Origin of the sequence: Pantoea sp. AG1095 (assembly GCF_003208415.1) — a bacterium.
GTDB classification, from domain to species: domain Bacteria; phylum Pseudomonadota; class Gammaproteobacteria; order Enterobacterales; family Enterobacteriaceae; genus Pantoea; species Pantoea leporis.
Genome location: NZ_QKMJ01000011.1, coordinates 123,968 through 136,767 on the forward strand (window position 1 = coordinate 123,968; position 12,800 = coordinate 136,767).

At 54.0% G+C, this 12,800-nt stretch carries 14 protein-coding genes and 1 tRNA gene; 9 read left to right on the plus strand and 6 right to left on the minus strand.

Going from position 1 to position 12,800, the window contains the following annotated elements:
* Window positions 1–38: 38 nt before the first annotated feature.
* Entirely contained in the window at window positions 39–173 is a 135-nt protein-coding gene (locus DEU53_RS19340; RefSeq protein ID WP_007886592.1) for an entericidin A/B family lipoprotein, read from the minus strand.
* Between the two features lie 145 nt (window positions 174–318).
* On the minus strand, window positions 319–885 hold the full coding sequence (efp, locus tag DEU53_RS19345) for an elongation factor P (protein ID WP_034826669.1): 567 nt from the start codon (window positions 883–885) through the stop codon (window positions 319–321).
* Window positions 886–927: 42 nt separating this feature from the next.
* Here efp and epmB point away from each other — a divergent pair, with 42 nt between their 5' ends.
* The 3 genes from epmB (at window position 928) to DEU53_RS23340 (ending at window position 2,486) form a co-directional block, all read left to right on the plus strand.
* Entirely contained in the window at window positions 928–1,956 is a 1,029-nt protein-coding gene (epmB, locus tag DEU53_RS19350) for an EF-P beta-lysylation protein EpmB (RefSeq protein ID WP_101762295.1), read from the plus strand.
* A gap of 96 nt (window positions 1,957–2,052) precedes the next feature.
* Window positions 2,053–2,349, plus strand: coding sequence for a DUF1090 family protein (locus DEU53_RS19355; RefSeq protein ID WP_110868089.1), 297 nt, complete (start codon window positions 2,053–2,055; stop codon window positions 2,347–2,349).
* The gene (locus tag DEU53_RS23340; RefSeq protein WP_158527641.1) at window positions 2,304–2,486 is read left to right on the plus strand and encodes a DUF1090 family protein; all 183 of its coding nucleotides are present in this window, start codon (window positions 2,304–2,306) and stop codon (window positions 2,484–2,486) included. Before DEU53_RS19355 ends, DEU53_RS23340 begins: the two co-directional genes overlap by 46 nt.
* 64 nt (window positions 2,487–2,550) lie before the next feature.
* Here the strand turns inward: DEU53_RS23340 and DEU53_RS19365 are convergent, their stop codons facing one another.
* The 4 genes from DEU53_RS19365 to DEU53_RS19380 form a co-directional block, all read right to left on the minus strand.
* Window positions 2,551–2,898, minus strand: a complete 348-nt coding sequence (locus DEU53_RS19365) for a DUF4156 domain-containing protein (RefSeq protein ID WP_008104416.1) — start codon at window positions 2,896–2,898, stop codon at window positions 2,551–2,553.
* Window positions 2,899–3,095: 197 nt separating this feature from the next.
* A complete protein-coding gene (groL, locus tag DEU53_RS19370; protein WP_101762297.1) occupies window positions 3,096–4,748 on the minus strand; it encodes a chaperonin GroEL in 1,653 nt (550 codons plus the stop codon).
* Window positions 4,749–4,794: 46 nt separating this feature from the next.
* Window positions 4,795–5,088, minus strand: coding sequence for a co-chaperone GroES (locus tag DEU53_RS19375; RefSeq protein WP_101762298.1), 294 nt, complete (start codon window positions 5,086–5,088; stop codon window positions 4,795–4,797).
* A gap of 191 nt (window positions 5,089–5,279) precedes the next feature.
* Window positions 5,280–5,732: an FxsA family protein gene (locus tag DEU53_RS19380; RefSeq protein ID WP_192236087.1), complete on the minus strand. Its 453-nt coding sequence runs from the start codon at window positions 5,730–5,732 to the stop codon at window positions 5,280–5,282.
* Window positions 5,733–6,107: 375 nt separating this feature from the next.
* Here DEU53_RS19380 and aspA point away from each other — a divergent pair, with 375 nt between their 5' ends.
* The 6 genes from aspA to DEU53_RS19410 all read left to right on the plus strand — a co-directional run bounded on the left by aspA (window position 6,108) and on the right by DEU53_RS19410 (window position 12,713).
* Window positions 6,108–7,544 carry an aspartate ammonia-lyase gene (gene aspA / locus DEU53_RS19385; RefSeq protein WP_101762300.1) on the plus strand — a complete coding sequence of 479 codons (1,437 nt, stop codon included), beginning with the start codon at window positions 6,108–6,110 and terminating at the stop codon, window positions 7,542–7,544.
* Between the two features lie 117 nt (window positions 7,545–7,661).
* Window positions 7,662–8,963 carry an anaerobic C4-dicarboxylate transporter gene (locus tag DEU53_RS19390; protein WP_110868091.1) on the plus strand — a complete coding sequence of 434 codons (1,302 nt, stop codon included), beginning with the start codon at window positions 7,662–7,664 and terminating at the stop codon, window positions 8,961–8,963.
* 83 nt (window positions 8,964–9,046) lie between these two features.
* Entirely contained in the window at window positions 9,047–10,747 is a 1,701-nt protein-coding gene (locus tag DEU53_RS19395) for a protein-disulfide reductase DsbD (RefSeq protein ID WP_110868092.1), read from the plus strand.
* A gap of 66 nt (window positions 10,748–10,813) precedes the next feature.
* On the plus strand, window positions 10,814–11,392 hold the full coding sequence (locus tag DEU53_RS19400; protein WP_101762303.1) for a transcriptional regulator: 579 nt from the start codon (window positions 10,814–10,816) through the stop codon (window positions 11,390–11,392).
* Between the two features lie 108 nt (window positions 11,393–11,500).
* Window positions 11,501–11,576: transfer RNA gene (locus tag DEU53_RS19405), tRNA-Phe, on the plus strand.
* A 441-nt stretch (window positions 11,577–12,017) separates the two neighbouring features.
* On the plus strand, window positions 12,018–12,713 hold the full coding sequence (locus DEU53_RS19410; protein WP_101762304.1) for an RraA family protein: 696 nt from the start codon (window positions 12,018–12,020) through the stop codon (window positions 12,711–12,713).
* Window positions 12,714–12,800: the final 87 nt, after the last annotated feature.

Genomic DNA, 12,800 nt, shown 5'->3' on the forward strand with positions numbered 1-12,800 from the left:
GAGGACCGGTGCGAAAGTCGCTTTCGCACCGGACTATCTTACTGTGCGCTGCGCTGGATTGCCTTGCCGCCCGCCGAAACGTCTTCGCCAACACCACGCGTGGTGTTACAAGCGGTCAGAACGGATGAGAGCACCAGCACGGAAAAAATCGCGACAATACTTTTCTTTAACATAGCCATATCCTTTTTGGTTGCAGTAAAAGTACAGCTCTTAAAGCATAGTCTTGATCTGTAAAACTGCGGATTGGACGGATGAAAAAAGAGAAGGGAAACACACAGTGAGAAAAAAGGCGCATCAATGATGCGCCTGATTTGACGATTATTTTACGCGAGAAACGTATTCGCCAGAGCGGGTATCTACTTTTACTACTTCGCCAATCTGTACGAACAGTGGCACTTTGATTACCGCGCCAGTTGACAGCGTAGCGGGCTTACCGCCGGTACCTGCGGTATCACCCTTCAGGCCTGGATCGGTTTCGATAACTTCCGCTTCGATGAAGTTCGGTGGCTGAACAGCGATCGCTTTATCGTTCCACAGGGTAACGATACAATCCGCATTGTCCTGCAGCCACTTGGTCACGTCATCCAGCACTTTAGATTCGATCTGATACTGCTCGAAAGATTCTGGGTGCATGAAGTAGTAGAAGTCGCCGTCGTTGTAAGAGTATTGCAGCGTCATATCACGAACGTCTGCGCCTTCGGCAGAGTCAGTAGATTTGAAGGTCTTCTCAACGCGAGAACCGGTCAGCAGACGACGCATTTTAACGCGCGCAAATGCCTGGCCTTTACCCGGCTTAACGAACTCACTGGCTTCGATGGCATATGGCTCGCCTTCGAACATGATTTTAAGACCGGGACGGAAATCGTTGCTAAGATAAGTCGCCATAAAGGCCCTCTGTAAATATTGAACTGGTAAATAGCCAAAAAAATGGCACACATTGTAACCCTAAATCCCCCCGTCAGAGAAGATTGGTTGCAGCAACTAGCTGATGTTGTCACCGAACCTGCTGAATTACTGCAACTTTTATCTCTTGATCAGCATGCTGATCTGGCTGCAGGCGCCGATGCGCGCAAGCTTTTTGCCCTGCGCGTACCGCGCGCCTTCATCGCACGCATGAAAAAAGGCGATGCGACCGACCCGCTGCTGCTGCAAGTGCTCACCAGCCGTCAGGAATTTATCGATGCGCCAGGTTATAGCACCGATCCGCTGGATGAACAAAGCAGCGTTGTGCCGGGTTTACTGCATAAGTATAGAAACCGAGCGCTGCTGCTGGTAAAAGGCGGCTGTGCGGTCAACTGCCGCTACTGTTTCCGCCGTCATTTCCCCTATCAGGATAATCAGGGCAACAAGCGCAACTGGCAGGCAGCGATTGACTACATCGCCACGCATCCGGAACTGGACGAGATCATCTTCTCCGGCGGCGATCCGCTGATGGCGAAAGATCATGAACTGGCATGGCTGGTGGGCGCGCTGGAGAAAATCCCGCATCTCAAACGCCTGCGTATTCACAGCCGCTTGCCGGTGGTGATCCCGTCGCGTATCACCGAAAGCTTGTGTCAGATTCTGGCGGACACGCGCCTGCAGGTATTGATGGTGAGCCATATCAACCATGCGCAGGAAATTGATGATGAGCTGCGTTACGGCATGCAGATGCTGAAGCGTGCCGGCGTGACGCTGCTCAATCAGAGCGTGTTGCTGCGTGATGTGAATGATGATGCGCAGACGCTAGCGGATCTCAGTAATGCGCTGTTTGATGCTGGCATTCTGCCCTACTACCTGCACGTGCTGGATAAGGTGCAAGGCGCGGCGCACTTCTTTGTGTCAGATGAGGAAGCACGTGGGCTGATGCGCCAGCTGCTGCCGATGGTTTCCGGTTATATGGTGCCGAAACTGGCGCGCGAGATTGGCGGCGAGCCAAGCAAGACGCCGCTGGATTTGCAGCTGCGTCAGGTATAACCAAGACCCAACTGAATGATTCCTGCCCATCGTTCCTCTATAAAAGCTCCTGAAATTATCTGGCACATGGTGTGCTGAGGTTATACAGGAGCTGTTATGAAAAAAGTGGCATTAACGCTACTGGCACTGTTATCGCTGAGTTTGGTTTTTACTATGAAAGCCAAGGCCGCTCAGGATTGCGCCACGCGTCACGCGGCAATTAGCGAAGAATTACGTTACGCTGAAGCCAATAATAATTATTCACGGATTAACGGCCTGCGCAGCGCGCTCGCTGAACTGAATGCGCATTGCACCCGCATAACGTCATTTACGATACACAGCGCCAACTCGATAAACTCAAAGATAAAGTGGCGGATAAGCAGAAATCCATTGGTGAAATCGAGTTTGATTTAAGGCGCGCTCGTGTAGACGCAGATGCGAAAAAAATTCGCAAATATCAGCATAAGCTAGAAGATAAACAAGAAGAACTCGCTGAAGCACAACAAGAGCTAGCGCGAGTACAGAATGAGATGTCCGCATTGAGGAAATAACAAAATGGCCGAAGCAATTCGGCCATTTTGCATTCAACTTTTCATGCATTTACGCCGGAAAAATTCACGGGCACTTATACACCTGGCCGGTCATTTTGCTGTCGAGCGGTGCGAAAGCTGACAGCAGATTCTGCGTCGGGCTGGTGGCGCCATAAATCACGTTGCCGCCCATTTCTGCCGCGCGGTTGCGTAGGTCGTTAGCCGCGCCACGCAGTGAACTGCCTTCACCGCCTGAACCGCTCAGCCAGTTGCTCTGAGAGCCGGTAAGCGTTCCCAGCAGCTGACATTGACTTGCGGGTTGTTGGTCGACGAAGGTCACACGTTCGCCGCCAGCACTCAATTGATTGGAGCTGCTACAGCCCGCCAGCAGTAAAGTTCCGACTGCCAGACCGAGCAAGAGGTTAATCCGCATTGTAATCCCCATTTATTATCATCAGTGTCGGGCGGCAGCGTAGCAGAAAAGCGCACTTTTTTTCTGAACATTCATTGCCCTAAACCCGTAAAGCCGAAGTATTGCGCCCTTACTTATACCTTGTTCCCCAGCAAAAGAAAAACCCCCGACCGTTTCCGATCGGGGGTTTTCCAGATGACTTAAGCAGTCAGGGGCAATTACATCATGCCGCCCATTCCGCCCATGCCACCCATACCGCCAGCGCCGCCTAAATCAGGTGCGTCGCTTTTTGGCAGGTCAGTCACCATCGCTTCGGTGGTGATCATCAGGCCCGCAACCGATGAAGCGTACTGCAGCGCAGAACGAGTCACTTTGGTTGGATCCAGGATACCGAAGTCGATCATGTTGCCGTACTCTTCAGTCTGCGCGTTATAACCGTAGTTACCGTCGCCTGCTTTCACGTTGTTAGCAACAACTGAAGGCTCTTCGCCGGCGTTGGAAACGATCTGACGCAGCGGGGCTTCCATTGCGCGCAGCGCAACTTTGATACCCACGTTCTGATCTTCGTTATCGCCTTTCAGGCCAGATGCGGCGATTTTCGCTGCAACGCGAACCAGCGCCACACCACCACCGGCAACCACGCCTTCTTCAACCGCAGCACGGGTCGCGTGCAGGGCATCTTCAACGCGCGCTTTCTTCTCTTTCATTTCAACTTCAGTTGCTGCGCCCACTTTCAGCACGGCTACGCCGCCTGCCAGTTTCGCTACGCGCTCCTGCAGTTTCTCTTTGTCGTAATCAGAGGTTGCTTCTTCGATCTGCTGACGAATCTGCGTTACGCGGCCAGAGATAGCGCCTTGATCGCCCACGCCATCGATGATGGTGGTGGTGTCTTTGTTGATCACAACGCGTTTTGCCTGACCCAGATCTTCCAGGGTAGCTTTCTCCAGCTCCATACCGATCTCTTCAGAGATCACGGTACCGCCGGTCAGGATAGCGATATCCTGCAGCATCGCTTTACGACGGTCGCCGAAGCCAGGTGCTTTAACCGCAGCCACTTTCACGATACCGCGCATGGTGTTCACCACCAGCGTTGCCAGAGCTTCACCTTCCACGTCTTCTGCAATGATCAGCAGTGGCTTACCGGCTTTCGCAACGGCTTCCAGCACTGGCAGCATTTCGCGGATGTTAGAGATTTTCTTGTCAGCCAGCAGGATGAACGGGGTTTCCAGCTCAACTGCGCCTGTTTCTGGCTTGTTGATGAAGTACGGAGACAGGTAGCCACGGTCAAACTGCATACCTTCAACCACGTCCAGCTCATCTTGCAGGCCGGTGCCTTCTTCAACGGTGATAACGCCTTCTTTGCCCACTTTGTCCATCGCGTCGGCAATCAGTTTGCCCACGGTTTCATCAGAGTTAGCAGAGATGGTACCAACCTGTGCAATTGCGCGTGAATCCTGGCAAGGCACAGACAGGGTTTTCAGTTCTTCAACGGCGGCGATAACGGCTTTATCGATACCGCGTTTCAGATCCATCGGGTTCATGCCCGCAGCGACGGCTTTCAGGCCTTCGGTGATGATGGCCTGAGCCAATACAGTTGCGGTGGTGGTGCCGTCGCCTGCTGCGTCGTTCGCTTTAGAGGCCACTTCTTTCACCATCTGTGCGCCCATGTTTTCGAACTTGTCTTCCAGCTCGATTTCACGCGCAACAGAAACACCATCTTTGGTGATGGTCGGTGCACCAAAAGATTTATCCAGAACCACGTTACGGCCTTTCGGGCCCAGGGTAACTTTTACTGCATCTGCCAGTACGTTTACGCCGCGCAGCATTTTTACGCGTGCGTCATTACCGAATTTTACGTCTTTAGCTGCCATTTCAAATATCCCTTAAATTCGTTTCGTTCAGTGAATTGCGCGTAAATTACGCTTCAACAACTGCCAGGATGTCGCTTTCGGAGATGATCAGAACTTCTTCGTTGTCGATTTTCTCGGTTTTAGCACCGTAGCCTTCGCTGAAAATCACCAGATCACCCACTTTTACGTCCAGTGGCTTAACTTCACCGTTTTCCAGGATGCGGCCTTTGCCAACAGCCAGGATTTCACCGCGGGTAGATTTACCGGCAGCTGAACCGGTCAGCACGATGCCGCCCGCTGATTTAGCTTCGACTTCTTTACGCTTGACGATAACGCGATCGTGCAATGGACGAATTTTCATTTGATAGCTCTCCTTTAGAAAGTCCAATCATTCATTTTTGGGGTTGAGCCGGACAGCAGGGCTTCCAGCCTCGTGCTGGAAGAGATAGGGGCAATAAGTGGGCTTTCAAGGGCAAAAAATATAAATATTTTCGTTTCTGCAACAGACGGCGAAAAAAGCAACAAAAAGGCGGCTTGCGCCGCCTTGATTATCTAATGGTCTTTGTCATGTCCTATTTGGTCCTGATCTTTGCGCTCATATTCACCGTCCACGGTGAAACCCGCATCCGGACCGGCGCCCGGACCTCGCCATACGCGCAAGTGCGGCATCAGCTTCAACGTCAGATGCTTCTGCACCGGCGGCAACAGCAGCAGTAAACCGAGGAAGTCGGTGAAGAAACCGGGCAACAGCAGCAGGAAGCCGGAGATGATCAGCGAAACGCTTTTGGTCATCTCAGCCGCCGGGCTTTCGTTACGCGCCAGCTTCTCCTGCATCAAACGGAAATTCTTCATGCCCTGATTTTTCACCAGCGACACACCAATACACGAGGTGAAGATCACCAATAGCATGGTGAGCAGCACGCCCAGCGCATGCGCGACCTGAATGAAGATTGAGATCTCAATCCAGGCCAAAACAAAAAAAATCACGAACGGTAACCAGCGCACCGAGTTCTCCTGTGAGTTGAAGCTGCCCCGCAAATGGCCAGGCAGCAAAAAGGGAGGGTCTTTACGACCGTATTGATAGAGATGGGCATTTGCACCGGCATTTTCAACCGATCCTGCCATTTTTTTCCCACTGACTTAAAATTGCGAAGTACATCACATATCGTTATTACCGATGGGCCTGCAAAAGCCCGTAAAGTGATCTGTGCACAAACAATTCTGTAACATCAGAATATGATCGTGCCCGTCAGTGCGAAGATGGATAATATGTCGGCGCTGACATTCCACGACAATATAATCGCTTCACCTGCACGTTGTTTGCCGCCCGTCCATCCCGACGCCCGGCAGTAACCAGGCAGCAATAACAAGAAGGTAATCATGGCGAACAACATTCGTATCGAAGAAGACCTGTTAGGCATGCGCGAAGTTCCGGCAGACGCTTACTACGGTGTTCATACTCTGCGTGCGATTGAAAACTTCTACATTAGTAACAATAAAATCAGCGACATACCGGAGTTTGTCCGCGGTATGGTGATGGTGAAGAAAGCAGCCGCGCTCGCCAACAAAGAGTTGCAGACCATTCCCCGCAATATCGCCAACACCATTATTCAGGCCTGTGATGAAGTGCTGAATAACGGTAAATGCATGGATCAGTTTCCGGTTGACGTCTATCAGGGCGGCGCGGGCACCTCGGTCAACATGAACACCAATGAAGTGCTGGCCAACATCGGCCTGGAGCTGATGGGCCACCAGAAAGGTGAATATCAGTACCTCAATCCCAACGATCACGTGAACAAGTGTCAGTCCACCAACGATGCTTATCCAACCGGTTTTCGTATCGCGGTTTACGCTTCGATCCTGAAACTGCTCGACGGCATCAATCAGCTGAGCGAAGGTTTCCAGCGCAAAGCGGTTGAATTCGAAAGCATTCTGAAAATGGGCCGTACTCAGCTGCAGGATGCGGTGCCGATGACGCTTGGCCAGGAGTTCCACGCGTTTAACGTGCTGCTGAATGAAGAGACTCGCAGCATTCTGCGCACCGCTGAACTGCTGCTGGAAGTGAACCTCGGCGCCACCGCCATCGGTACACGTCTCAATACGCCGGATGGCTATCAGCAGTTGGCGGTACAGCGTCTGGCGGAAGTGAGTAATCTGCCGGTGGTGCCTGCAGAAGATTTGATTGAAGCCACCTCCGACTGCGGCGCGTACGTGATGGTGCACTCGGCGCTGAAACGCCTGGCAGTGAAACTGTCGAAAATCTGTAACGACCTGCGCCTGCTCTCCTCCGGTCCGCGCGCCGGCCTGAATGAGATCAATCTGCCTGAACTGCAGGCCGGTTCTTCAATCATGCCCGCCAAAGTCAATCCGGTGGTGCCAGAAGTGGTGAATCAGGTGTGTTTCAAAGTGATCGGCAATGACATCACCGTCACCATGGCGTCAGAAGCGGGTCAGCTGCAGCTCAACGTGATGGAGCCAGTGATTGGCCAGGCGCTGTTTGAATCGATCAGCATCCTGACTAACGCCTGCTTCAACCTGCTGGAAAAATGCGTCAACGGCATCACCGCCAACAAAGCGGTGTGTGAAGCTTACGTGTTCAACTCGATTGGTATCGTCACTTACCTCAACCCGTACATCGGCCATCACAACGGCGATATCGTCGGTAAGATTTGCGCCGAAACCGGTAAAAGCGTACGTGAAGTGGTGCTGGAGCGTGGCCTGCTAACGGAAACTGAACTGGATGACATTTTCTCCATTCAGAACCTGATGCATCCGGCGTACAAAGCCAAACGTTACACCGACGAAAACGAACAGTAATCCGTTCCGGATCAAGTTGCCAACAGCACGCCCATATACAATGCGGCGTGCTTTTTTCATTTTGGCGGCTACAACTTTAAGAGTCGGGATTTCTCCGCGGCTCAGGGAGTGGAACGAATGGTAGTAGTGGAGTTGGTTATTGTCCTGCTGGCAATCTGGCTCGGTGCACGTCTGGGCGGCATCGGTATTGGGTTCGCGGGCGGTTTAGGTGTGCTGGCGTTGACGCTGATTTGCGGCTTGAAACCCGGCGCGATTCCCTTTGATGTAATCGAAATTATCATGGCGGTGATTGCCGCAATTGCCGCGATGCAGATCGCCGGCGGTCTCGATTATCTGGTGGGATTAGCAGAACGCCTGCTGCGCCGCCATCCACGCTATGTCACCTTCCTTGCGCCGCTGGTCACCTATGTCATGACGCTGCTGGCCGGCACCGGTCACACCGCGTTCTCCACCTTGCCGGTGATTGCCGAAGTGGCGAAAGAGCAAGGCGTGCGCCCGTCGCGTCCGTTGTCGATTGCGGTCGTCGCCTCGCAGATTGCCATTACCGCCTCGCCGCTCTCGGCGGCGGTGGTATTCTTCGCTTCAATCCTGGAACCGCATGGCGTGAGTTATCTGGCGCTGCTGGGTGTGGCGATTCCCTCTACCATGGCAGCGATCTTCTGCGCCGCCATCATCACCAGTTTTCTCGGCAAGGAGCTCAGGGATGATGAGAAATATCAGGCGCGTTTAGCGAAAGGTGAAGTGAAACTGCGCGGTGAGCAGGTTTATGACATCAAACCGGGCGCGAAGCGTGCCGTATTGCTGTTCCTGATCGGCATCGCCGCCGTGGTGCTCTACGCCACCGCGATTAGCGACAGCGTTGGCCTGATCAGCAATCCCGTGCTGCCACGCAACGAAGCCATCGTGGTGTTTATGCTGACCGTTGCCACGCTGATCTGCCTGACCTGTAAAGTCGATACCGGTGAAATCCTCAGCGCCAGCACCTTTAAATCGGGCATGAGCGCCTGTATCTGCGTGATGGGCGTAGCATGGCTGGGCGATACCTTTGTCAAAGCGCACCTCAACGATATCCAGGCGTTAGCCGGTGATATGCTGCAAGGTTATCCGTGGATGCTGGCGCTGGTGCTGTTCTTCGCCTCTACGCTGCTCTATTCGCAAGCCGCCACCACCAAAGCGTTGATGCCTGCCGCGTTGATGCTGGGCGTCTCGCCGCTGGCCGCCGTCGCGTCCTTTGCGGCGGTTTCCGCGCTGTTTGTGCTGCCAACCTATCCTACGCTGCTGGCCGCGGTCGAAATGGATGACACCGGTTCAACCCGTATCGGCAAGTTTGTGTTTAATCACTCCTTTATTATTCCCGGCGTGTTAGCGATTGCCTTCTCGGTGGCGTTTGGCTTCCTGTTTGGCAGCCTGATTCTGTAGCGCGGTTACATCCTGAAAACCTCGTGGCGAAGCGGTCGTGTTATTATCGCGGCCTATTCGCCACCGGAGCTCATTCATTCGCTATGGCTGCACGACTCTTTCGCCTTGCCGGCTTTTGCCTGGCGCTGGTTTTCTGCCTTTCGGCACAAGCCTCACTCTTCTCCCCGAACAATAACAGCCGCTTTGTGCCGGTTGATCAGGCGTTTGGCTTCGATTTCACTCAGCAAGGCAATCAGCTGACGCTCAGCTGGAAAGTGAAGGATGGCTACTATCTCTATCGCCAGCAAATCCACGTCACGCCGCAAAAAGCGCAAATTGCTCCACTCACGCTGCCGCCGGGCCAGCCGCACGAAGATGAGTTCTACGGCAAAAGTGAAATCTATCCGCAGGATCTGCAACTGCCGATCACGCTGCGCCAGGCCGCTGCCGGCGCGACCGTCACCGTGACCTATCAGGGCTGTGCGGCTGCGGGCTTCTGCTATCCGCCGGAAACCCGCGCGGTGCCGCTGAGCGCGGTTGCCGCCAATCAGGCTGCGCCTGCGGTCAGTGCGCAGCCCGCCAATCACAGCACGCCGCTGCCGTTTTCACCGCTTTGGGCGCTGCTGATTGGTATTGGCGTCGCTTTCACGCCGTGTGTGCTGCCGATGTATCCGCTGATCTCCAGCATCATTTTAGGAGGCCCGCGCCGCTATTCGATGGGGCGATTGTTCGCGCTGGCGATGGTGTATGTGCAAGGTATGGCGCTGACGTACACCGTACTCGGCATGGTTGTGGCAGCGGCCGGATTACGCTTCCAGGCGGCGCTGCAACATCCTTACGTGCTGATTGGCTTGTCGGCGCTGTTTATCGTGCTGGCGCTGTCGATGTTTGGCCTGTTCTCGCTGCAATTGCCTGCCAGCCTGCAAACGCGCCTCACGCTGTGGAGCAATCGCCAGCAAGGTGGCTCGCTGCCGGGCGTCTTCATGATGGGTGCACTGGCCGGGTTGATCTGCTCGCCCTGCACCACCGCACCGCTCAGCGCCATTCTGCTGTACATCGCGCAGAGCGGTAATCTGTGGGCCGGAGCCGGCACGCTGTGGTTGTATGCCTTCGGCATGGGCCTGCCGCTGATTGCCGTGACGATGTTTGGCAACAAGCTGCTGCCAAAAAGTGGGCCGTGGATGCAAACCGTCAAAGAGGGTTTTGGCTTTGTGATTCTGGCGCTACCGGTATTCCTGCTGGAACGCGTGATTGGCGATCTGTGGGGCATCCGTCTGTGGAGCCTGCTTGGCGTGGCATTTTTTGCCTGGGCATTCAGCCTCAGCCTGCGCGCCAGCGGCAAATGGCGCGTGCTGCAAGTCATCATGCTTGCTGCCGCGCTGGTCAGTGCGCGCCCGCTACAGGATTGGGCGTTTGGCAGCAGCAACAGCGCGCAAGCCGTGGCGCATCTGCCGTTCCACACCATCAATAGCAGCGAGCAGCTCGACAGCGCGCTACAGCAGGCGCAAGGCCGTATCACCATGGTCGATCTCTACGCCGACTGGTGTGTGGCCTGCAAAGAGTTCGAGAAATACACTTTTAGCGATGAGGGCGTGCGTAACGCGCTAAGTCGGGTACAACTGCTGCAAGCCAATGTCACCGCCAATAACGCGCAGGACAACGCGCTGTTGCAGCATCTGCAGGTTTTAGGTTTGCCCACCATTCTGTTCTTCGATGCGCAAGGCAAAGAGATCCCCGATTCGCGCGTCACCGGCTTCCTCAACGCCGCCGATTTCCGCACGCATTTGCAGAATGTGTCACGTTAAACGACACTGTCAGCAGGACACTGCCCGTTCGTCCGCGAGCGGGCCCGCATTCCAGAGGAGAGTCACTTGCAACGTGAACAAATACTCGAGCATGCGTTGAATGTGCTCGAACAAAGTGGCCTGGCCGCCACCACTTCCCTAACTCAGCTGGCTGGTGCAACCGGTCTTGAAGCCGAACAACTGACGCGTTTCTGGCCCGATCGTGATGCCTTGCTGTATGACGCGCTGCGCTATCACGGCCAGCAGATTGACAGCTGGCGTCGTCAGGTGCAGCTTGATGAACACCTCAGCGCCGAACAAAAGCTGTTAGCCCGCTACGAAGTGCTGAGTGAGCACGTCAGCAAAGGCCGCTTTCCCGGCTGCCTGTTTATCGCCGCCTGCAGCTTCTATCCGCAACCCGATCAGCCGGTGCATCAGCTAGCCGAACAGCAAAAGCGCAGTTCCTGGCAATTCACCCATGAAATTCTGGTCGATTTAGCGCTGGATAATCCCAGCATGGTGGCCGATCAGATGGAATTGATTCTGGAAGGTTGCCTGAGCAAACTGCTGGTGAAACGCAACGTACAGGATGTCGCGACGGCGCGCCGTCTGGCGGAAGATGTACTTGGTATCGCGCTGTGCCGTAAAAATGGTGCGCTGGCGTAGCCTTTTTGTTCACCTTGTCTGAAAAGCAAGCAATCAATCACGATTGCACCGCTTTTTTGACGAAAGCCGTTGACGGCTGTAAGCCATTAGGGTTTAATGCGCCCCGTTGCCCGGATAGCTCAGTCGGTAGAGCAGGGGATTGAAAATCCCCGTGTCCGTGGTTCGATTCCGCGTCCGGGCACCAACATTCTGAAAACCCAGCTTATGGCTGGGTTTTTGCTTTTCTGCGTTTGCTCATCTCAGCTACTGCCTCCCTTCCCTCTATACATGCTGATTATCCAGCATTGATCGATGCCAATATATTTATCTCCAGCTAATACTTTTAATCTATCTCCCCATAATAAAATCCAATAAAATTAATTATCAGTGAGTTAAATTCATCCGAAATAGTAATTCGTGATCCTGTCTCGGTTAGCCGTAACATCCCCTGCGTAACATCTGCGTAATCGCGTAAGCTTAATCACGTTCCAGTAATCATCCGATGATTCAGCTTGTTAGCTGAATACCCTATTCAATGAAGTAATGACTCATCACAACCAAAAATAAAAACGCTTACTTTTACATTTAATTATTTATCCAGGAACACAACGCGATTAATTAAATCACTCCCTACAGGAAAATAACCATGAGCGCAGGAAACCGAATCTATTTACGTCGTCCCGCCGATGCCGAACCGCTGTTGGAAGCTTTTCGCCGGTTACCGGCTGCGGTGGTGGCGGATTGCATGAGCCGTTTGCCCGCCTTGTCGGCCGAGATCAGCCTGAAAACCGCGCCGCGCCAACCGATCATGTGTGGCCTGGCGGTGACGGTTAAAGCGCGTTCCGGTGACAACCTGATGCTGCACAAAGCGCTGGATATGGCGGGCCGAAACGATGTGATTATTCTGTCGAACGAGGGCGATCGCAGTCAGTCGCTGATGGGCGAAGTGATGGCGACCTATGCCAGACAGCGCGGTATGGAAGGCATTGTGCTGGACGGACCGGTCCGCGATATCGAAGGGTTGTCACGCATGGACTTCCCCATCTACGCCGCCGGTCACACGCCGGGCGGCCCGTTCAAGGATGGTCCGGGCGAGATCAACGTGCCAATTGCCTGCGGTAAAATTCACGTTTCACCGGGCGATATCGTGCTGGGCGATGCGGATGGTGTGATTGTGATTCCTCGCCAGGATGCCGCACGCATTCTCGAAGCGGCGCAGGCGTATTTAATCGTTGATGAACACAACTTCGAGCTGGCGAAAACCGGCTCACTCGAACGCAGCTGGCTGGATGAGACGCTACGCACCAAGCAGGTTGAAATCATTGATGATGTGTTTCGTTAGAAACAAAACCGCGCGATAAATCGCGCCGCTACCGATGCGTGCACCTATGTGTAGCGGCGCAATTCATTGCGCGATAGATCGCGCCGC